This is a genomic window from Streptomyces sp. NPDC088762, assembly GCF_044750905.1.
GTDB lineage: Bacteria > Actinomycetota > Actinomycetes > Streptomycetales > Streptomycetaceae > Streptomyces.
The window spans coordinates 52,045-72,409 of sequence record NZ_JBIVKT010000001.1 but is presented as its reverse complement, the minus strand read 5'-3'; the positions used below and the strand labels follow the sequence as shown (position 1 = coordinate 72,409).

General features: G+C 73.9%; 15 protein-coding genes. 1 reads left to right on the top strand and 14 read right to left on the bottom strand.

The features are described from left to right. Positions 1-47: 47 nt before the first annotated feature. From ACIP5M_RS00280 to ACIP5M_RS00255, 6 genes are all read right to left on the bottom strand, one after another. Positions 48-2,342, bottom strand: coding sequence for a xanthine dehydrogenase family protein molybdopterin-binding subunit (locus ACIP5M_RS00280; protein ID WP_401191802.1), 2,295 nt, complete (start codon positions 2,340-2,342; stop codon positions 48-50). A 44-nt stretch (positions 2,343-2,386) separates the two neighbouring features. Next, positions 2,387-4,372 carry a 2Fe-2S iron-sulfur cluster-binding protein gene (locus ACIP5M_RS00275; protein ID WP_401190308.1) on the bottom strand — a complete coding sequence of 662 codons (1,986 nt, stop codon included), beginning with the start codon at positions 4,370-4,372 and terminating at the stop codon, positions 2,387-2,389. Continuing rightward, entirely contained in the window at positions 4,369-5,241 is an 873-nt protein-coding gene (locus ACIP5M_RS00270) for an FAD binding domain-containing protein (protein WP_401190306.1), read from the bottom strand. The genes ACIP5M_RS00275 and ACIP5M_RS00270 overlap by 4 nt, the downstream gene beginning before the upstream one ends. Positions 5,242-5,655: 414 nt before the next feature. Further along, entirely contained in the window at positions 5,656-7,296 is a 1,641-nt protein-coding gene (locus ACIP5M_RS00265; RefSeq protein ID WP_401190304.1) for a beta-N-acetylhexosaminidase, read from the bottom strand. A gap of 178 nt (positions 7,297-7,474) precedes the next feature. Beyond that, positions 7,475-7,759, bottom strand: coding sequence for a DUF3039 domain-containing protein (locus ACIP5M_RS00260; RefSeq protein ID WP_030010729.1), 285 nt, complete (start codon positions 7,757-7,759; stop codon positions 7,475-7,477). Between the two features lie 28 nt (positions 7,760-7,787). Beyond that, complete coding sequence (locus tag ACIP5M_RS00255) at positions 7,788-8,348, bottom strand: YqgE/AlgH family protein (protein WP_401190302.1); 561 nt, start codon at positions 8,346-8,348, stop codon at positions 7,788-7,790. Positions 8,349-8,610: 262 nt separating this feature from the next. Between ACIP5M_RS00255 and murA the strand changes: the two genes are divergently transcribed. Then, positions 8,611-9,954 (top strand): UDP-N-acetylglucosamine 1-carboxyvinyltransferase, encoded by a 1,344-nt coding sequence (gene murA / locus ACIP5M_RS00250; RefSeq protein WP_401190300.1) that lies wholly within the window; start codon positions 8,611-8,613, stop codon positions 9,952-9,954. Positions 9,955-10,242: 288 nt separating this feature from the next. On the opposite strand, the gene ACIP5M_RS00245 is transcribed toward murA, so the two are convergent. The 8 genes from ACIP5M_RS00245 to ACIP5M_RS00210 all read right to left on the bottom strand — a co-directional run bounded on the left by ACIP5M_RS00245 (position 10,243) and on the right by ACIP5M_RS00210 (position 20,349). Further along, positions 10,243-10,524, bottom strand: a complete 282-nt coding sequence (locus ACIP5M_RS00245) for an HU family DNA-binding protein (protein WP_007264399.1) — start codon at positions 10,522-10,524, stop codon at positions 10,243-10,245. A gap of 351 nt (positions 10,525-10,875) precedes the next feature. Then, on the bottom strand, positions 10,876-12,279 hold the full coding sequence (locus tag ACIP5M_RS00240) for an NAD-dependent malic enzyme (RefSeq protein WP_382649813.1): 1,404 nt from the start codon (positions 12,277-12,279) through the stop codon (positions 10,876-10,878). Between the two features lie 455 nt (positions 12,280-12,734). After that, positions 12,735-15,041 (bottom strand): HelD family protein, encoded by a 2,307-nt coding sequence (locus tag ACIP5M_RS00235; RefSeq protein ID WP_401190297.1) that lies wholly within the window; start codon positions 15,039-15,041, stop codon positions 12,735-12,737. A gap of 103 nt (positions 15,042-15,144) precedes the next feature. Then, a complete protein-coding gene (locus tag ACIP5M_RS00230) occupies positions 15,145-15,717 on the bottom strand; it encodes a CGNR zinc finger domain-containing protein (RefSeq protein ID WP_401190295.1) in 573 nt (190 codons plus the stop codon). A gap of 310 nt (positions 15,718-16,027) precedes the next feature. Further along, complete coding sequence (locus ACIP5M_RS00225) at positions 16,028-16,576, bottom strand: GNAT family N-acetyltransferase (protein WP_401190293.1); 549 nt, start codon at positions 16,574-16,576, stop codon at positions 16,028-16,030. A 31-nt stretch (positions 16,577-16,607) separates the two neighbouring features. Next, positions 16,608-17,807 (bottom strand): uroporphyrinogen-III synthase, encoded by a 1,200-nt coding sequence (locus ACIP5M_RS00220; protein WP_401190291.1) that lies wholly within the window; start codon positions 17,805-17,807, stop codon positions 16,608-16,610. Between the two features lie 111 nt (positions 17,808-17,918). After that, the gene (locus ACIP5M_RS00215; protein WP_401190289.1) at positions 17,919-19,289 is read right to left on the bottom strand and encodes an MFS transporter; all 1,371 of its coding nucleotides are present in this window, start codon (positions 19,287-19,289) and stop codon (positions 17,919-17,921) included. A gap of 97 nt (positions 19,290-19,386) precedes the next feature. After that, positions 19,387-20,349: a LysR family transcriptional regulator gene (locus ACIP5M_RS00210; protein ID WP_401190287.1), complete on the bottom strand. Its 963-nt coding sequence runs from the start codon at positions 20,347-20,349 to the stop codon at positions 19,387-19,389. Between the last annotated feature and the right edge of the window lie 16 nt (positions 20,350-20,365).

Here is a 20,365-nt window from a genome sequence, read left to right as displayed (position 1 = left end):
CCGACAGTCCCAAGTCCGGTGTTGCACGTGCAATGCGGGTCACAAGCTCACGAGTTGGGCGCGGCGACCGCCGCCGATGGCCTGATCGGGAGCCTGTTCACCGGGCGGCCCGTGGCCGCGCGTACGGCCGAGGCTACCGCCGCCGGGGTCGTCACCACAGGGGCCGCGCTTGCCGCCTTCGCGCCGAACGGGGCCACCACGTCCCGCTCTTCGACCAGTTTGACGATGCGGATCGCCGGGGCGTCCAGCGACGTCGGCAGGGCGTAGCCCGTCAGGTCCGGGTGGCGGACCAGGCCCGCGACCGTGCGGAGGTTTTCGGTCAGGGCCGCGCCCACGCCCTGGGTGACGCCCGCTTCGATACGGGCTTCCAGCTGGCGGGGGTTGAGGATGCGGCCCACGTCCTGGGCCACCGCCAGTTCGACCACGCGGACCGAGCCCAGCTCGATGTCCACGTCGACCACCGCGCGGATCGCGCAGAAGGCGAGGCCCACGAAGGCGTCGCCCTGGCCGTCGCCGTCCAGGGGTTCGGTCGGGTGGGGGCGGCACTGGGCCGTCGCCCAGAGCTCCTTGCCCTCCATCGCCTCCGCGACCGTCGTGGAGAACGCGCCGTCGTACGACGTGATCCGGCCATCCGTGATCTGGAGCAGTTCCGTCGACATGCCCAGTTTGTGGGCCATGGGCTGCAGGAGTTGGGTGCGGACCATCTTCGCGGCCCGTTCGACGGCGCCGCCCGAGACCCACGTGTGCCGGCCGTGGGCGGAGGCGCCCGCCGGCGGCTGGTCGGTGTCCACGGGGGCCGTCGTCACCTCGTCGACGCCCAGGACCTCCTGGACGATCTGGCGGGCGAGCGTGGAGAAGCCCTGGCCGGTGTCCACCGCCGCGCAGATGACCGTCGCCGACCCGTTGACGACCTTGACCGTCGCCGTCGAGACCTCGTCCGTGCCCTCCGCGCCGAGCATGTGCACCATGCCGACGCCGTACCCGACCCCGCGCCGCACCGCGCCCGGCTCGCCCGCGCCCTCGGGGCCGCCCGGGAGCAGCCATTCGTCCTCGGGGGTGTCCTTCGGGAGGGAGGGCAGGGGGTAGTCGCGGACCGCGCGCAGGAGTTCGGCCACCGGGGCCGGGCAGGTCACGGTCTGGCCGGTGGGCAGGAGGTCGCCGGTGGCGAGGACGTTGCGCAGGCGCAGTTCGGCGCCGTCGATGCCGAGGGCGGCCGCGAGCTTGTCCATCTGGCCCTCGTACGCGGCGCAGACCTGCATCGCGCCTTCGCCCCGGACATGGCCCGAGGGGGGGTTGTTCGTACGGACCGCCCAGCCTTCGACGAAGGCGTGCGGGACGACGTACGGGCCGCAGGCGAAGGCCACCGCCGCCGCGAGGGACTCCGAGGAGTCGTCCGCGTAGGCGCCGGCGTCCATCAGGATCTGGGCCTCGACCTTGACGAGGCGGCCCTCGGCGTCCGCGTGGTGGCGGTAGCGCAGAAGCGTCGGGTGGCGGTGGGTGTGGCCGAGGAAGGACTCCTCGCGGGTGGCGGCCAGCTTGACCGGGCAGCCGGTGCGCAGGGCGAGGAGGCCCAGCGGGAGCTGGAAGGCGGCGTCCTCGCGGTCGGCCGTCGCGCCCGGGACCCCGGTGACGACCACGCGGACCCGGTCGGGCTCCAGCCCGAAGCAGGCGGCGGCCAGGTCGCGGTCGGTGTGCGGGTCGGTGGAGGCGGTGTAGAGCTCCACGCCGCCGTCGGGGCGCGGCACGGCCAGCCCGGCCTCGGCGCCGATGGGGGCGGGGTCCTGGCGGCCGATGCGGTACAGGCCCTCGACGACGACCTCGCCGGTGACCTCCGGGTCGCCGTAGCGGAGCGGGATGTGCCGGATCAGGTTGCCGTCGGGGTGCAGCGGGGCGGCGCCGAAGGACTGCTCGGGGTCGGTGACCGGGTCGAGGAGCTCGTACTCGACGGCGATGGCGGCCGCGGCGAGGCGGGCGGTGTCCGGGTGGTCGGCGGCGACGGCGGCGATGGGCTCGCCGTGGTGGCGTACGACGTCGTGCGCGAAGACCGGCCGGTCGGCGATGCGGCGGCCGTGGGTGGTGGCGCCGGGGACGTCGGCGTGGGTGACGACGGCGCGGACGCCGGGCATCTCGGCGGCGGCCGAGGTGTCGATGGACAGGATCCGGGCGTGGGCGTGCGGGGAGCGGAGCACGGCGGCCCACAGGAGGCCCTCGGCCCACAGGTCTGCGGCGTAGGGGAAGGTGCCCGCGGCCTTGGGGCCGGTGTCGGCGGCCGGGACGGAGGCGCCGATTCCGCGCGGTACCTGCGGCTCCGCGGCCTCCGTGGGGGCCGCCAGGGCGGTCACCGTGGTGTTCACCGTCGTCGTCGCCGTCGCCGCGTCCTGCCCGCTCACACCGTGCCTCCGTGGTGGATGCCGCCCTCGCCGGGCGCTGCCTGATGCGGAATGCGCGGCTCCGCCGAAGCCGAGACCGAAGCCGTGGCCGAGACCGAAGCCGAAGCCGCCGACTCGGCGGCCGCCGCCTCGCGCACCGCCACGACCTCGCGCACGGCGTCGATGACACCCGCGTAGCCGGAGCAGCGGCAGAGGTTGCCGCAGAGCGCCTGACGGGTCTCCAGCTCGCTGGGGGCGTGGTTGCCCTCCAGCAGGTCGTGGATGGTCATGGCCATGCCCGGTACGCAGAACCCGCACTGCACCGCACCCGACCTGCACAACGCCTGCTGCACGTCCGAGAGTTCCCCGTCCGTCGCGAGACCTTCGACGGTCCGGACCTCGCTCCCGGCGGCCGTCGCGGCCGGCACCAGGCAGGAGGCGACGAGCCGGCCGTCGACCTGCACGGCGCAGGCGCCGCATTCGCCCTGCGAGCAGCCGTCCTTGGCCCCGGCGAGGCCGAGGCGCTCGCGCAGCACGTAGAGGAGGGACTCGCCGATCCAGGCGCCGGTGACGGGCCGGTCGGCGCCGTTGACGCGCAGGACGTAGGAGGCCGACGGGTGCTCGTGATGGACGACCGGCCCGGCGCCCGCGTCCTCGTCGAGCCCCTCGAGCCCCCCGGTTTTTTCGTACGTCGGCCCCTCGGCCGGGGCCTCCCCTGCGGTGTCCGCACCCGGGACCACCGCAGCAGTGTCGGCGGTGTCCGCGTGCGGCACGGGCTCAGGGCCGGTTCCGGCCGGTGCCGGGGCGGCTCCGGCGAAGCCGTGCCCGTCGGTGCCGGCCGGCTCCGGCGCGGGCTCGGCCGCACCCACCGGCCCGGCAGCGCCCACGACCTCGGGCTCCGACCCGGCGGCACCCGCGCCCTCCGGCTCCGACCCGACGGCGCCCACGGCCTCCGGTCCGCCCTCCAGCCCGCCCTCCGGCGCGTACCCGAACGCCGAGAAGCCGTGCCCGTCGGTCTCCCCGGACGCAGCGGGCACCGGAGCCGGCGCCTCGAACGGCACCGGCGGTGCCGAAGGCGCCGGCCGGGACCCCTCGACCGGCATCTCCGCCGGCCCGTGGGAGGCCTCGATGTCATGCGGAGCCGGATGCGCCGGCTCGCCCTCCGGCAGCGGGGTCCCCACGCCGGGGCCGCCCAGCACGCGCGGGCCGCGCCCCGCGCCGCCGACGCCGGGCCCGCCGAGCAGCCGCCCGGCACCCGTGGCCGTGGCCGTGGCGGCCGCCGCCACCGCCTCGTCCGTGCCCGGCAGGACGCCGGCGTCCGGCTCCGCGGCCGGCTGCTGCGCCGCGTACCCGCGCGCGCCCTCGAAGTCGGGGTGGTTGGCCCAGGGCGCCGGGGCGCCGCCCGGCAGCGTCGCCGGGGCCTGGCTCCAGTCGGCGTCCAGCGCGCTCTGCCGGAACTCGCCGGAGCGACCGGACAGTTCCGGCATGTCGGGCATGGCCCATTGGCCGCTCGCCCCGGCTTCGGGCTCCTGCGGCACGTCCGGGAACCGCCACTCCGCGGTCGCCCCCGGATCGGGCTCCGGCTCGGCCTCGGCGAACGCCGCGGCCACCGACGCCGGAATCGGGATGGACGCCGGGATCGGCCCGCCGACCGGCGCCGGCGCCTGGCCCGGGGCAGCCGCAGCCGCACCGCCGCCCGCCGAGTCGGCCGGAACCGAGGCCCCCGCCTCCGGCCACTGCACCGGCATCGCCCACGTGCCCGTGGCCGCCGGGTCCGTACTGGCCGTGCCGAGCGGCACGATCATCGGCGGCGGCACGTAGCCGTGCCCGGGCGCCGCGAGCGGCTCACCCGTGCCGAGCGCGTCCAGCATGTCCTGCGGCAGCTTCACGAAGGCCGTCGCGTCCGAGTCGTACTCGCCGCCCTGCGGGACGGGTTCCCAGCCCCAGTCCGCCGCGCCGTTCCCCTGGCCCTGGCTCACGTTCTCGTTCTCGTTCCCGCTCATGAGGTCAGCGCCCTCCCCAGGGCCCTGCGTGCCAGCACGGCCACCGTCCGCCGCAGATGCAGTACACCCGGAGCCACCGGTTCCCCCTGGTCGGGCACGCAGGCGGCCGCGACGTACTCGCCGAAGGCCTCCAGTGCCTCTGGGGCCAGGCTCCGCTCGCCGTCCCAGTCGATCAACGAGGCCACCCACTGCTCGGCCTCCAGCGGCCGCAGCGGCATCGGGGCGACCGCGCCGATGGCGCAGCGCACGCCCCGGCGCGCGGGATCCAGCACCAGCCCCACGGACGCCACCGCGCGCCCCGGGCCGGTACGCCCCGTGGCCTTGAGGAACACCTGCGGCGCGTGGAGCAGCGGAACCCGTACGAAGCCGATCAGCTCCCCGGGCCGCAGCATCTCCCGTCCGGCCAGCAGGTGCGAGACCGGGACCTCGCGCGATCCGCCCGGGCCGACGATGACCAGCACGGCCTCCAGCGCGGCCAGCACGGGAAGGGCGTCACCTGTGGGCGCGGCGGTGGCGATGTTCCCGCCGAGGGTGCCGGCGTTGCGGATCTGCGGGGGTCCGGCCGCGCGCGCGGCGGCCGCCAGCGCGGGGATCAGCGCGGCGAAGTCCGGCCGGCCCATCCGCGCGTGGGTCAGTCCCGCGCCAAGCAGCGCGTGGCCGTCCTGGTACTGCCAGCCGCGGATCTCGTTGATCCGGCCCAGGCCCACCAGCGCGGCGGGCCGCAGCAGCCCGGCGTTGACGGCGGCCATGAGGTCGGTGCCGCCGGCCACGGGCACGGCGGCGGGCATGGCGGCGAGCGCCGCCACGGCCTCCTCGAGCGAGGCCGGCAGCGTCACGGACTGCGCCGCCTGCGGTGCGTGCGTGGTCAACCCAGCTGCCCCTTCCCGATGTCCCGGTCCCGGCGCTCACGCCTGTCCGCCGTACGGTACGTGCTCACCGCCGGGAGGTGGCAACTCTGGCACATCTTCGCGGGCGTCCGGCGCGAGGGTCGACCGGGCGCCCCCCTCGCCGAGCCCGGCACCCCGAGGGGACCCCCGGGCCCCGCCTCACGCCCGCCCGCTCAACCCCGGGCCCCGCCTTACGCCGCCCGCTCAACGCCGGACCCCGCCTCATGCCGCCCGCTCAACGCCGGGCCGCGCTCGCGCACCCCCGTGCTCCGCCCGCGCCCCACCTTCACCCCGCCTGCACCCCGCCCCGCTCCACCCCGCTCTCCCGACTGACCGTTTTTCCCCGTATCACCAGGAATACAGCGAGAGTTCCCTTCCCTTTCGCCCTCCGCCCCGTCACACGTTCGGGGGCGCACCCTCGATCGGCCGCCCCAGCACTCCCGGCCGCCGCTGCCACGGCATCGGGCCGCCCGGCGGCCGGTAGCCGACCCCGAGCGCGTCCAGCCGCGCGTAGTGCGCCGCCGCCATCCGGCCCTCGAACCACGCGAAGTCGCGCTCCTCCGGCTCCGGCAGCCGCGACCACACCACCTCCGCGAAGGCCGCCAGCCGCGGGAACACCTGGTAGTCGACCCGCCCCTGGTCCTCCATCACCTCGGTCCACACATTGGCCTGCGCGCCGAGCACATGGGCCGCCGCCTCGGCCGACAACTTTGGCGGTACCGGCTCAAACCGGTACACATCCTCCAGCGTGCGCACGTAACCGATCGGCATCGGCTCCTGCGGACCGCCCGCCTGACGGTGGTCCAGGTACACCTGCTGCTCCGGGCACATCACCACGTCGTGCCCGGCCTCGGCGGCGGCGATCCCGCCCGCGTAGCCGCGCCACGAGGAGACGGCCGCCCCCGGCGCGAGCCCGCCCTCCAGGATCTCGTCCCACCCGATCAGCCGCCGCCCGCGCTCGGCGAGCCAGCTGTCGAAGTGCCGGATGAACCAGGACTGCAGCCCGTCCTCGCCGTCCACCCCCAGCTCGCCGATCCGCTCCTGCGCGACCGCGGAGGCCCGCCACTGCTCCTTGGGGCACTCGTCGCCGCCCACGTGCACGAAGGGCGAGACCTCGGCGGGGAACAGCTCCAGCAGCTCCTCGAAGACGCCCTCGTAGAACCGCACCACGGCCTCGGTCGGCGCGAGCACGTTCTCGCTGATCCCCCAGTCGTCCCACACCTCCAGCGCCGAGGTGTCGACCACGTCCGTGTTCCCCAGCTCCGGGTAAGCGGCGATGGCGGCCTGCGAATGCCCCGGTACGTCGATCTCCGGTACCACGCGGACGTGCCGCTCGGCGGCGTAGGCGACGATCTCGCGGATGTCGTCCTGCGTGTAGTAGCCGCCGTGCGGGGTCTCGTTCCACAGCGGCGAGGCCCGGTGCCCCCGGCGGCTGCGCCCCCGCCACGCACCGACTCCGGTCAGGCGCGGGTGGCGCTTGATCTCGATCCGCCAGCCCTGGTCGTCCGTCAGGTGCAGGTGCAGCACGTTGAGCTTGTGCGCGGCGAGCAGGTCGATGTAGCGCAGCACGCCGTCCTTCGGCATGAAGTGCCGGGCCACGTCGAGCATCAGCCCGCGCCACCCGAACCTCGGCCCGTCGGCGATCCGCCCGTGGGGCAGGCTCCACGCCCGCCCGGGCAGCGGCGCCTTGCGGTACGCGTCCGGACCGAGCAGCTGACGCAGCGTCTGGAAGCTCCAGAACAGCCCGGCCCCGCTCGCGCCGACCAGTTCCACGCCCGTGCCGTCCACGGTGATCCCGTACGCCTCGGGCCCCGCCTCCTGCCCGTACCGCGGGTCCAGGCGCAGCCTCACGTCCGCGGCCGCGCCGGCGCCGGCGGCCGGCAGGCTCCAGCCGGTGGCCGCGCCCAGCTCCCGGCGCAGCAGGCGCGCCACGCCCTCCGTGCCGGGCCCGGCTCCGAGGAGCGGCTCGGGTCCGAATGCGTAGCGGCGGCCGCCCTCGTCGAAGGAGGCGACCGAGGGTGCGGGGATCAGGTCCATGCGTCAGCCCTTCTCGGCAGCAGCACCAACAGCACCCGCAGCACCGGCACAATCTGTTGCACCCTGCGCAACACCCGTTCCGCAGAGTGCTCGTGCCGCCGACCCTAGTACGCGAGAGGCCCCCGGGGCGCGACAATGCGCGCCCCGGGGGCCATCGTCCCGCCGGGAAGGGGCCGGACTACTTGTCCTTGCCGCCCTTGTCCTTGTCCCCACCGGGGCCCATGGACTCGTAGATCTCCTTGCACATGGGGCAGACCGGGTACTTCTTCGGGTCGCGACCCGGTACCCAGACCTTGCCGCAGAGCGCGACGACGGGGGTCCCGTCGAGGGCGCTCGCCATGATCTTGTCCTTCTGGACGTAGTGGGCGAAGCGCTCGTGGTCGCCGTCACCGTGCGACACCTGCGGCGTCGGCTCTACGAGGGTCCCCGTGCCAGTCCCGCGCTCGGGCTCAAGAGTGCTCATGCGACCAGGGTACTGAACCCCGCCGGGGTCAGTTGAGCGACGGGTCGTCCGGATAGGTGGCGACCATCGCGAGTTCGCTGCGCTGGCGGCGCAGTACCGCCCGCCAGAGGCGCTCGGGGTCCGGGAAGGACACGTCCCCCGGTTCGGATTCCACGACGTACCAGGCCCCGTCGCCCAGCTCGTCCTCCAGCTGGCCCGGGCCCCAGCCCGAGTAGCCGGCGAAGATGCGCAGCGAGCCCAGGGCGGCCGCCAGCAGCTCCGGCGGTGTCTCCAGGTCGACCAGGCCGATCGCCCCGTGCACCCGGCGCCAGCCGAGGGGGCCCTCGTCGCCGGGGATGACCGCCACGCCCAGGGCCGAGTCGAGTGCCACCGGGCCGCCCTGGAAGACCACGCCCGGGTCACCGGCCAGGGGCGCCCAGGGCAGCAGGACGTCGCCGACGCCCACGGGCGTGGGCCGGTTCAGGACGACGCCGAGCGAGCCCTGCTCGTCGTGGTCGAGCAGGAGCACCACCGCGCGGTCGAAGTTCGGGTCCGCGAGGCGGGGGGTGGCCACGAGCAGCCGCCCTGTGAGGGAGGACACCTCGGTCATGCCGCCATGATCCCGCACATTCGGCCTTCACGGGGAGCCGGCGGAGAGATCGGATCGCGCACAGGTCAGGGCGCACGGCAGCAGGAAGGAGCGCGTGCGGGCAACGCGGGCGGAACGCGACACTCCGCCACTTGGCGGACACACAGGGTGCTGTGGCTAATTCATGACAGTCCTACGGCCGCGTCAGCCTTACGAACAAGGGGGTGGTGACCCTTACCCTTTCCTCTGGTCCCCTGCCCATCCTCTCCGGAACGCGAGATTCATGACCGGCATCAGTGACGATGTACTGCTTGTCCACGGCGGCACCCCGCTCGAGGGCGAGATCCGGGTCCGCGGTGCGAAGAACCTCGTGCCCAAGGCCATGGTGGCCGCTCTGCTCGGCAGTGAACCCAGTCGGCTGCGCAACGTTCCCGACATCCGCGACGTGCGCGTCGTCCGCGGCCTGCTCCAGTTGCACGGGGTGACGGTCCGCCCCGGTGACGAGCCGGGCGAACTGGTCCTCGACCCGACCCACGTCGAGAGCGCGAACGTCGCCGACATCGACGCCCACGCGGGCTCCTCCCGCATCCCGATCCTGTTCTGCGGCCCCCTGCTGCACCGTCTGGGCCACGCCTTCATCCCGGGCCTGGGCGGCTGCGACATCGGCGGCCGGCCGATCGACTTCCACTTCGACGTGCTCCGCCAGTTCGGCGCGACGATCGAGAAGCGCGAGGGCGGCCAGTACCTGGAGGCCCCGCAGCGGCTGCGCGGCTGCAAGATCCGCCTCCCCTACCCGTCGGTCGGCTCGACCGAGCAGGTGCTGCTGACGGCCGTCCTGGCCGAGGGCGTCACCGAGCTCAGCAACGCCGCGGTGGAGCCGGAGATCGAGGACCTCATCTGCGTCCTGCAGAAGATGGGCGCGATCATCTCCCTCGACACCGACCGGACCATCCGGATCACCGGTGTGGACCGCCTGGGCGGCTACAACCACAAGGCGCTCCCGGACCGTCTGGAGGCCGCCTCCTGGGCGTCCGCGGCCCTGGCGACCGGCGGCAACATCTACGTCCGCGGGGCGCAGCAGCGCTCGATGATGACGTTCCTGAACACCTTCCGCCGCGTCGGCGGGGCGTTCGAGATCGACGACAACGGCATCCGCTTCTGGCACCCCGGCGGTCCGCTCAACGCCATCGCGCTGGAGACGGACGTGCACCCCGGTTTCCAGACCGACTGGCAGCAGCCCCTCGTGGTGGCGCTGACGCAGGCGACCGGCCTCTCGATCGTCCACGAGACGGTCTACGAGTCCCGGCTCGGCTTCACCTCGGCGCTCAACCAGATGGGTGCTCACATCCAGCTGTACCGCGAGTGCCTGGGCGGCAGCGCGTGCCGCTTCGGCCAGCGCAACTTCCTGCACTCGGCGGTCGTCTCGGGCCCCACCAAGCTCCAGGGCGCCGACCTGGTCATCCCCGACCTGCGCGGCGGGTTCTCGTACCTGATCGCGGCGCTGGCCGCCGAGGGCACCTCGCGGGTCCACGGCATCGACCTGATCAACCGTGGCTACGAGAACTTCATGGAAAAGCTCGTGGAGCTCGGTGCGAAGGTGGAACTCCCGGGCGGCGACCTCGTCTGAGCCGTACCGCGCGCGCCGCGTGCCTCTGGCACGTCGCCCACCTCGCGTACGCCGAAGCCCCCCGGGCCCCGCACAGGGGCCGGGGGGCTTTCCCGTGCCCTCCGGGGCCTCCTCCCGCGTCTCCCGCGCCTGGCGGGCCCTCAGGCGCCGTGCGGGGCCCGGGAACAGGCCGAAGGGCGGCCACCCCGCCCGGGGTGGCCGCCCTTCGCCGTACTACGTACTACTGCTGCACTGCTGCCGTGCTTGCCGTTCCAAAGACCTGTGCGGCCCTCGGCGCCGGGGGCAGGACTACTTGCCCTTGGCGGCTTCCTTGAGCTTGGAGCCCGCGGAGACCTTCACGCTGTAGCCGGCCGGGATCTGGATGGGGTCGCCGGTCTGCGGGTTGCGCGCGGTGCGAGCGGCACGGTGGGTGCGCTCGAAGGTCAGGAAGCCGGGGATGGTGACCTTCTCGTCGCCCTTGGCGACAATCTCGCCGACGGTCTCGGCGAGCGCGGCCAGAACGGCGTCGGCGTCCTTGCGGGTCACCTCGGCGCGCTCGGACAGAGCGGCCACCAGCTCACTGCGGTTCATGTTGTACTCCCGTGTTCAACTTGCCTTAGAGGCGTGAGATCGAAGCCGATGCTGCCAGGGCCCTCGGACAGTCCCCGGACCCGGGTCTGAACGTCAGACCCTCTCGCCCGGTTACGCATCCTGCCCCCACCAGCGGCGGGAAAGCCAATCCGGCACCCGCCGGGGTCACACGAAAAGCGCCACAGTCACGCCCCGGTGACGCTCCGTCCACGCCTTCGCTCACGCGCCGGTGCGGACCGCGGAGCTCGCGGGCATCCCCGCAACCCTAGAGGCGGTCCGCCGGGGCTGCATCTCGCGACGCGCCGGTATCAGCGGGCCGTGAGGGCGGTCACAGCGGCCGCCGCCGGGGCGTCAGCCGGCCGTGGCGGCCTTGCGGACGGCGCCCGCGACCGCGCCCGCGACCTTGTCGTTGAACACCGACGGGATGATGTAGTTCGCGTTCAGCTCGTCTTCGCCGACGACGTCGGCCAGCGCGGTCGCGGCGGCCAGCATCATGTCGGTGTTCACGGTGCGGGACTGGGCGTCCAGCAGGCCGCGGAAGACGCCCGGGAAGACCAGCACGTTGTTGATCTGGTTCGGGAAGTCGGAGCGGCCGGTGGCCACGACGGCGGCGGTCTGGCGGGCGACGGCCGGGTCCACTTCGGGGTCCGGGTTCGCGAGCGCGAACACGATCGCGCCTTCGGCCATGGCGGCGACGTCCTCGCCGGAGAGCACGTTGGGGGCCGAGACGCCGATGAAGACGTCGGCGCCGACCACGGCCTCCTTCAAAGTGCCCGTGTAGCCCTCGGGGTTGGTGTTGTCGGCGATCCAGCGCAGCGGGGAGTCCTCGTGCGCGTCCACCAGGTCGGGGCGGCCCGCGTGCACGACACCGTGGATGTCGGCGCTGACGGCGTTCTTGACGCCCGCGGCAAGGAGCAGCTTGAGGATGGCCGTACCGGCCGCGCCGGCGCCCGACATGACGACCTTGACGTCGCCAACTGCCTTGCCCACCACGCGAAGTGCGTTGGTCAGGGCGGCCAGGACGACGATGGCGGTGCCGTGCTGGTCGTCGTGGAAGACCGGGATGTCGAGGGCCTCGCGCAGGCGGGCCTCGATCTCGAAGCAGCGCGGCGCGGAGATGTCCTCGAGGTTGATGCCGGCGAAGCCGGGGGCGATGGCCTTGACGATGGCGACGATCTCGTCGCTGTCCTGGGTGTCGAGGCAGATCGGCCACGCGTCGATGCCGGCGAAGCGCTTGAAGAGGGCCGCCTTGCCCTCCATGACGGGCAGTGCGGCCATCGGGCCGATGTTGCCGAGGCCCAGCACGGCGGAGCCGTCGGTCACGACTGCGACGGAGTTGCGCTTGATGGTGAGGCGGCGGGCGTCCTCGGGGTTCTCGGCGATCGCGGTGCACACGCGGGCCACGCCCGGGGTGTAGATCATCGAGAGGTCGTCACGGTTGCGGATGGGGTGCTTGGACGACATCTCGATCTTGCCGCCGAGGTGCATCAGGAAGGTGCGGTCGGAGACCTTGCCGAGGCTGACGCCCTCGATCCCGCGCAGCTTCTCGACGATCTCGTCGGCGTGAGCGGTGGAGGTCGCGGCGATGGTGACGTCGATCCGGAGCTTCTCGTGGCCGGAGGCGGTCACGTCGAGGCCGGTGACCGAACCACCGGAGGACTCCACGGCGGTGGTGAGCTGGGAGACCGCGGTTCCGCTCGCGGGCACTTCCAGGCGGACCGTCATCGAATACGAGACGCTGGGCGCCGTTGCCATGGCCGTGTTCCTCTTCTGTCCCTGGTTTTCGCTTGTACGCACAGGGCCCGGCACACGGCAGGTGTGGCAGGACCTGTTGTCCGATCGTCCCACCTACCAGCCGGTACAAGGTAACCAGCTACAAATTTCGGAAAGACTCTTCCACCATACGAGATACCGGAAGGGTTCGGAATGGTGGGTCCATACAAAACAGGTCCGCGCCCCCACTCGGGAGGGCGCGGACCTGTTGATTCGACTGATGACACCGACCCGCCATGCTCGCCTCGCGGCAAGTGGTCGCTCTAAGCGACGAAGGTTGGGCCCGGGGGCTTGGATCGAGTCGGTGCCGTACCCAGGCTAACAAAGGATCGCCCGATGTCATCCCCGTGCCCGCACTCAGTTCGCGGCACCACGCTCCTGGCCGCGGACCATACGGCCCTACGCGGCCCGGCCCTGCCCCGGTCCGCCCCGGCGCGCTACGGAAGCAGCAGCTCCGGCACCCCGTGCGCGTCGGGCTTGTCCCGGTTCGCGGAGACCACCGTCAGCTGCTGCGTGGCACGCGTCAGCGCCACGTACAGCACCCGCAGGCCCGCCGGGGACTCGTCCGCGATCTCCGCCGGGGAGACGACCACCGTGGCGTCGTACTCCAGGCCCTTGGCCTCCAGGCTGCCGAGCGCCACCGCCCGTTCCCCGAGGTCGGCGAGCCAGCCCGCCGCCTCCGCGCGCCGGTCCATGGCGACGACCACGCCGACCGTGCCGTCCACCTGCTCCAGCAGCCTGCGGGTCTCCTCCCGCACCGCCGCGCCCAGATCGCCCGTCGCGGCCGTGAAGCGGGGCTCCAGGCCGGTGGAGCGCACCGCCGACGGCGGCTCCATGCCGGGCATCGCCAGGCGCAGCACCCGGGAGGCCACCTCGGCGACCTCCGCCGGGTTGCGGTAGTTCACCGTCAGCGTGAACCGCCGGCGCGGCCGGGTCCCCAGGGCCTCGTCGCGGGCGGCGGCCGCCTCGTCCGGGTCGGTCCAGGAGGACTGCGCCGGGTCGCCGACCACCGTCCAGGTGCCCGTACGGCCCCGGCGGCCCACCATCCGCCACTGCATCGGCGTCAGGTCCTGGGCCTCGTCGACGATGACGTGCGCGTACTCGGTGCGCTCCGCCGCGAGCCGCTCGGCCCGCTCCCACTGGGTCTCCTCGCGGGTCGGCATCAGCTCCTCGAGCCCGCTGAGCTGGTCCAGCGGGTCCATCTCCCGCTTCCGCCTGGGCCGGGCCGGGGCGCCGAGCAGCTGCTGGAGCTCGTCCAGCAGCGCCACGTCGTGCACCGACAGGGGGCCCTTGCCGTCCGGGCCGACACGGCGCAGGGAGCGGGCCAGCATGCGGGTCTCGCGCGGGTTCAGGTCCCGGCGCGACCAGCGGCCGAGCCGGCGCTCGTCGGCCATCGCGGCGAGCACCCCGCGCGGGGTCAGCTCGGGCCACCAGGCATTGAGGAAGTCGATGAAGGCGTCCTCGGTGGAGATGTCCTCGTCGAACGCGGAGCGCAGCTCGGCGGCCAGCTCCGGATCGCTGTGCCGGCCGGCGCCGCCGGACTTCGCGTAGAGGGCGTCGAGCAGCAGCTTGCGGGCGCGCGGGCGCAGCAGGTTGACGGGGGCGGTGCCGCTGAGGACGTTCTGCCGGATCCGGTTCAGCTCGGCGGCCTCCAGCTCCTGGCGGCGGCCGAAGGCCACGACGCGCAGCCGGTCGGGGGCGTTGCCGAGCTCCAGGGCGCCCCGTACGGCCTTCCGCAGCACCTTGAGCATCCGCGAGGAGCCCTTGACGCGGGCCACGGCCGGATCGTCGTACGTGGTCGCCTCCGCCCCGTCGACCAGCGAGCCCAGCGCCCGGATGGCGACCTGGCCCTCCTCGCCGAGCGAGGGCAGCACGCCCTCGGTGTACGCGACGAGCAGCGGGGTCGGCGAGACGATCAGGATGCCGCCGGAATAGCGGCGCCGGTCCTGGTAGAGCAGGTAGGCGGCGCGGTGCAGGGCGACGGCGGTCTTGCCCGTGCCGGGGCCTCCGGCGACCTCGGCGACGGAGGCGGCGGGGGCCCGGATGACCAGGTCCTGTTCGGCCTGGATGGAGGAGACGATGTCCCGCATGGAGTGCGTACGGGCCCGCCCCAGCGCGGCCATCAGGGCGCCGTCGCCGATGGCGGGGAGCTCCGTACCGTCCAGGAAGGCGGTGACCTCGGGGCGCATCAGGTCGTCCTCGACGCCGAGCACCCTGCGGCCCTTGGAGCGGATGACGCGGCGGCGCACCACGCGGCCGGGGTCCTTGGGCGTGGAGCGGTAGAACGGCGCGGCGGCGGGCGCGCGCCAGTCGATGACCAGGGGCGAGTAGTCGGCGTCGAGCACGCCGATGCGCCCGATGTGCAGGGTCTCGGCGATGTCCGCGGTCAGATCGGCGCGGATCGCGTCGTCGGCGGGCTCGACGGAGGTGTAGGCGCCGTCCGCCCCGCGCTCCCCGTCCTTCCCCAGCACCAGGTCGATGCGGCCGAAGAGGAAATCCTCGAACTCGTTGTTCAGCCGGTTCAGGTGGATGCCCGCCCGGAAGACCTGCGCGTCGCGCTCGGCGAGGGCGCCGGGCGTGCCGACCTGCCCGCGCTTGGCGGCGTCGTTCATCAGGAACTCGGCCTCGTGGATCTTCTCCTCGAGGCGTCGGTACACCCGGTCGAGATGCGTCTGCTCGACCGCGATCTCCCGATCTCGGACGGAATCCGCCGTGCTGTCGACAGCGGCATTCTGCGCGGCCACCAAGGCCCCCTTCTGACGTGCATGGGCGACCGTCAACCGTACGCGAAACGGCGCCCTGTCCGCACGCCCGTTCCGGAACCGCCCGGGGGGGAGGCGTGCGCGCCTACGCGGGCCCGGCGGCGAGGGCGCGTCGCCGGTGCCGGGCGACGCGCTCACGGTTGCCGCAGCGCTCGCTGGAGCACCAGCGGCGGCGGTGGCCGCGGGAAGTGTCCAGGTAGACGCGGGTGCAGCCGTCGCCCTCGCAGGCGCGCAGCAGGGCCCGTTCGCCGGGGTCGGTCAGCAGCTCGACGGCGTCCCGGGCAACGGCGGCGAGCAGGGCGCCGCACTCCACGCCGCCGCAGAACTCCCGTACGAGGTGGCCCTCCTGGTCCCGTACGGCACACAGGCCCGGGGGTGGCCCGGCGGCCAGTGCGTTGACCCGGGCCAGGGCCGCCGCCGTGTCGGGGGACGGGGTCGCGGCCGCGTGCAGTTCGGCCCGTACGAGGACCTCCACGTCGGCGCGCAGGGCCCGGAACGCCGCGACCCAGTCGGGGCCCACGCGGGCGAGCGGCGTCCGGTCGGGCACCAGCCCGGCCCCGGCGAGCCACAGCCGTAGCTCGTCGCCGTCCCGGATCCCCTCGTGGGGGGCGAATGTGGCCACCAGGTCCAGGCAGACCCGCCCGGAGTCGAACCGCATGCCCGTCACCGCCTCGCGTCGTGGGGCGCCTCCTCAGAGTGCCGCGCGCCGCTTCGCAGCGGAACCCCCCGAACCGGTCCCTCCGGGGGTGCCGGTGCTCCCGCTGCGCGGAGCCGTCCCCTGCCCGCCCTTCCTCCGTTCCCCGGGGCTCCGCCCCGGACCCTCCCCCAGACTCCGTCCGGGGGGACCCCCACGCCTCAAACGCCGGCGGGGCTGGATTTCGCTCCTGCCGTCCGCCGGCGTTTGAGGCGCGGGGCCTGGGGCGGAGCCCCAGCAGACGGGCCGCAGGCGAGACTCGACGGCGCTCCGACTAAGCCGGCGGGGGCGAGTCGTGGAGGAGGCGCTGGAAGAGGCGGTGGTCCCGCCAGGCGCCGTTGACGTGGAGGTACCGCGGCGCGACGCCGAACGGCTCGAAGCCCGCCTTCGTCAGCACCCGCTGCGACGCCGCGTTGTCCAGCAGGGTGCCCGCCTCCACCCGGTGGAGGCCCAGCTCGTCGCGGGCTACCCGGCACACCTCTTCCACGGCCGCGGTGGCCAGCCCCTTGCCGTGCCAGGCCTGGTCGACCCAGTAGCCCACGCCCCCGCTGCACAGCGGCCCGCGCTCGATCGAACCCAGGTTGATCGCACCGATGATCGCGCCCGTGGCCGTCTCGGCGAACACGTACGGGACCAGCCGCCCCCCGTCCCGCTCCGCCAGCAGTCCCCCGATGCGGGCCCGCTGCCCCCGCTCCGTGTAGTAGGCCTCCGGCCGCACCGGCTCGCAGGGGGCCATGTACGCCCGGTTGCGCGCGAACCCCTCGGCCAGCGCGGCGGCATCGTCGAGTGCGATGCCCCTCATCTCCACCCCGTCAATGATCATCCGGGCACGCTAGCGGCCCGCCCGCACCGGCTCAACCCGCCGGGACGTCCCCGTACTTGGCCTCGCCGCCCGCGTCCAGCGACAGCCGGTACCCCCGCTTGACCACCGTCTGGATCAGCTTCGGCGCCCCCAGTGCGGCCCGGAGCCGGGCCATGGCCGTCTCGACGGCGTGCTCGTCGCGCCCCGCCCCGGGCAGTACCCGCAGCAGGTCCGCCCGCGAGACCACCCACCCCGGCCGCCGCGCCAGCGCCCGCAGCAGGGCCATCCCAGCCGGAGGCACCGCCCGCAGCTCCTCGTCCACCAGCACCGCGTGCCCCCGGATCTCCACCCGGTGCCCGGCCACCGGCAGGACCCGTGCCCGGCCCGGCAGCTCCTGGCAGAGCAGTTGCACCAGCGGTCCCAGCCGGAACCGCTCCGGCTGCACCGTGTCCACACCCTCGGCCTGCAACGGCAGTGCGGTCACCGGGCCCACGCACGCGGAGAGCACCCCGCCGCGCAGTGCCTCCAGTACGGGCTCCCGTACGCCGCGCTCCTCGGCCCGGGACAGCAGCGAGGCCGCCGCCGGGGCGGAGGTGAAGCTGACCGCGTCCACCCCGCCGCCGACGACCGCGTCCAGCAGCCGGTCCAGCGGGCCGAGGTCCTCCGGCGCCATCCACCGGTACACCGGTACGACCACCACGTCGGCCCCGCCGGCCCGCAGCGCCTCGACGAACCCGGGCAGCGGCTCGCCGTGCAGCTGGAGCGCGATCCGCCTCCCGGCCACCCCGGCCGCCAGCAGCCGTTCCAGTACCTCCGCGAGGGATTCCGAATCCGGGGACCAGTCCTCCACCAGTCCGGCGGCGCGGATCGCGCCCTTCACCTTCGGGCCGCGCGCGAGCAGTTCGGCGGACCGCAGCCGCTGCAGCAGCTCCTCGCCGATGCCCCACCCGTCGGCGGCCTCGATCCATCCGCGGAACCCGATGGCGGTGGTGGCGACCACCGCGTCGGGCGCGCAGCCGATCAGTTCCTTGGTGGCGCCGAGCAGTTCGCCGTCGTCGGCCAGCGGCACGATCCGCAGCGCGGGCGCGTGCAGTACGGCGGCCCCGCGGCGGCGCAGCAGGGCGATCAGCTCGTCGGCCCGGCGGGCGGCGGTCACCCCGACGGTGAAGCCCGCGAGCGGGGCGGTGTCCCGGCCCGTGTCCCGACCGGAGCCCCGGCCCGTGTCGCGACCGGTGTTCCTGACCTCGTCCATGGTGACCTGCCTTGCCCAGTGGGTCGGTATCGCTTCGCGCCGGCGGAACCGAGCCTGACAAGTCGGCGTGTCAGACTCGGTTCCACGATATTTCGGTGCGGTAAAGCACGGTTACACGGACGTGAGCTGCGGCTTCGCGGCCGTTCCCGGCTCCGCGGCGATCACCGCGGCCGGCCGGCGAAGGTATACCGCCCACGTCACGCCGCAGGCCACGGCGTAGAAACCGAGGAAGGTCACGAAGGCGGCCGTCCCCGACCCGGAGCTCAGGAAGGCCTCCCGGAAGACGAGGTTGATGCCGAGCCCGCCGAGCGCGCCCACCGCGCCGATGAGCCCCATGGCGGCCCCGGACAGCCGCCGCCCGTAGGCGGCCGCGTCCTCGCCGCTCATGCCGCGGGCCAGCGCCTTGGCCTGGAAGATGCCGGGGATCATCTTGTACGTCGACCCGTTGCCGAGCCCGCTCAGCACGAACAGCGACACGAACCCGACGAGGAACACCGGCAGCGACTCCCGGACCGAGGCGAGGACGACGACCCCGGTCGCCGCGGCCATCGCCACGAAGGTGACGAGGGTGATCCGCGCACCGCCGAAGCGGTCCGCCAGCGCCCCGCCCAGCGGCCGGATCAGCGAGCCGAGCAGCGGCCCGATGAAGGTCAGCGAGGCCGCCTGGAGCGGGGTGCGGCCGAATTGCGTCTGGAGCACCAGCCCGAAGGCGAAGCTGTAGCCGATGAAGGACCCGAAGGTGCCGATGTAGAGGAAGGCCATGATCCAGGTGTGCGGCTGGCGGACGGCCTCGCGCACCGCGCCGGTGTCGTTGCGCACGGGCGCCAGGTTGTCCATCCGCAGGGCGGCCAGCGCCGCGGCGGCCACGATCAGCGGGAGGTACGCGGCGAGCAGCAGCCGCGGGTGTCCGGCCCCGGCGGTCCCGATGACCAGCAGCGCGGCGAGCTGCACCACCGGTACCCCGATGTTGCCGCCGCCCGCGTTCAGTCCGAGCGCCCAGCCCTTCTTGCGGAGCGGGAAGAAGGCGTTGATGTTCGTCATCGACGAGGCGAAGTTCCCGCCACCGACCCCGGTCAGGGCGGCCACGGCGAGGAAGGTGCCGTACGAGGTCCCGGGCTCCATGACCACCAGCGCGGCGACGGTCGGCGCGAGCAGCAGCAGGGCGCTGACGACGGTCCAGTTCCGGCCGCCGAAGCGGGCGACGGCGAAGGTGTACGGCACGCGGACGACGGCTCCGACCAGCGTGGCGGTCGCGATGAGGGAGAACTTCCCGGCGGGGTCGATCCCGTACTGCGGGCCCATGAAGAGGACCATCACGGACCACAGTGACCAGATGGAGAACCCGATGTGCTCGGAGAACACGGAGTAGAGGAGGTTGCGGCGGGCGGTGCGCTCCCCCGTTTCCTTCCAGAACGTCTCGTCCTCGGGATCCCACCGCTCGATCCAGCGGCCTCCCTTGCGCGGTGCGGTCGTACCGGTCATCGCTCGCCTCCACTGCTGTCGCGTCCGTGGTGACGACCGTAGGAACGGCGCGTTTCGGCCCCGGTCCCCGCCGGATGACCGGCGGGAAACCTTGCTCTCACCCGTCGGCGGGGCCGCGTGTGAGCGCGGGCCGCCAGCTTCCCGGGGGCACGTCCAGCCAGCCGCGTTCGGCCGCGAGCCCGGCTGCGGCCTCGTTCAGCGCGTCCAGCCCGGGGTGGCCGAGGCCTTTGCGCCACACCATCGAGAGGGGGGACAGCGGCACGGGGTCGGTCAGCGGCCGCTTGACGCAGCCGGGCATGTCGAGGAAGTCGACGGTGACGAGCACCGGATTGCGGGTCTTGGCCATGACCCGGCCGAACTCCTCCTTGCCGACCGCCACCGGCGCGGGCGGCGCGAGCGCGATCCCCCGCCCGGCGAACAGCTCGCGGGCCAGCCCGGTCCACTCCAACGTCCGCGGGTTCCCGGCCCCGGCGTACACGGTCTCCCCGGCGAGCGCGTCCAGCGGTACGGCCTCCAGCCCGCTCAGCGCATGCCCCTCGGGCAGCAGCACGGCCAGCGGCTCGTACCGTACGGGCCGGTGTGCGAGCCTGGCCCGCAGACCGGGGGGGAGCCCCTGGACGTACCCGAAGGACACGTCGAGGCGTCCGGCGGCGATCTCGGCGGCGGCGTGCGTCAGCCCGCTCTCGAAGCGGGCCATCAGCTCCTGGCCCGGGGCAAGTTCCCGGGCCCGCTCCAGGACCCGGCGCCCGGTGCTGGGGCCGTCGGTGTTCAGGTCGACGAGCAGCGCCCGGGGGGCGGTGAAGGCGGCGGTCAGCTCCTCCTGCGCGGCCAGCACCCGGCGGGCGAGCGGCAGCAGCCGCTCCCCGTCGGCGGTGAGCTCGACGGCGCGGGTGGTCCGTACGAACAGCGCGGCACCCAGGGCCTGTTCGAGGCGGCGGATGTCCCGGCTCAGGGCCTGCTGGGCGATGAAGAGGCGGGTGGCGGCGCGGGTGAAGTGCAGTTCCTCGGCGGCGGCGACGAATCCGCGCAGCAGCCGGGGTTCCACGTCACGGGATATCACCCCGGGAGACTAACAA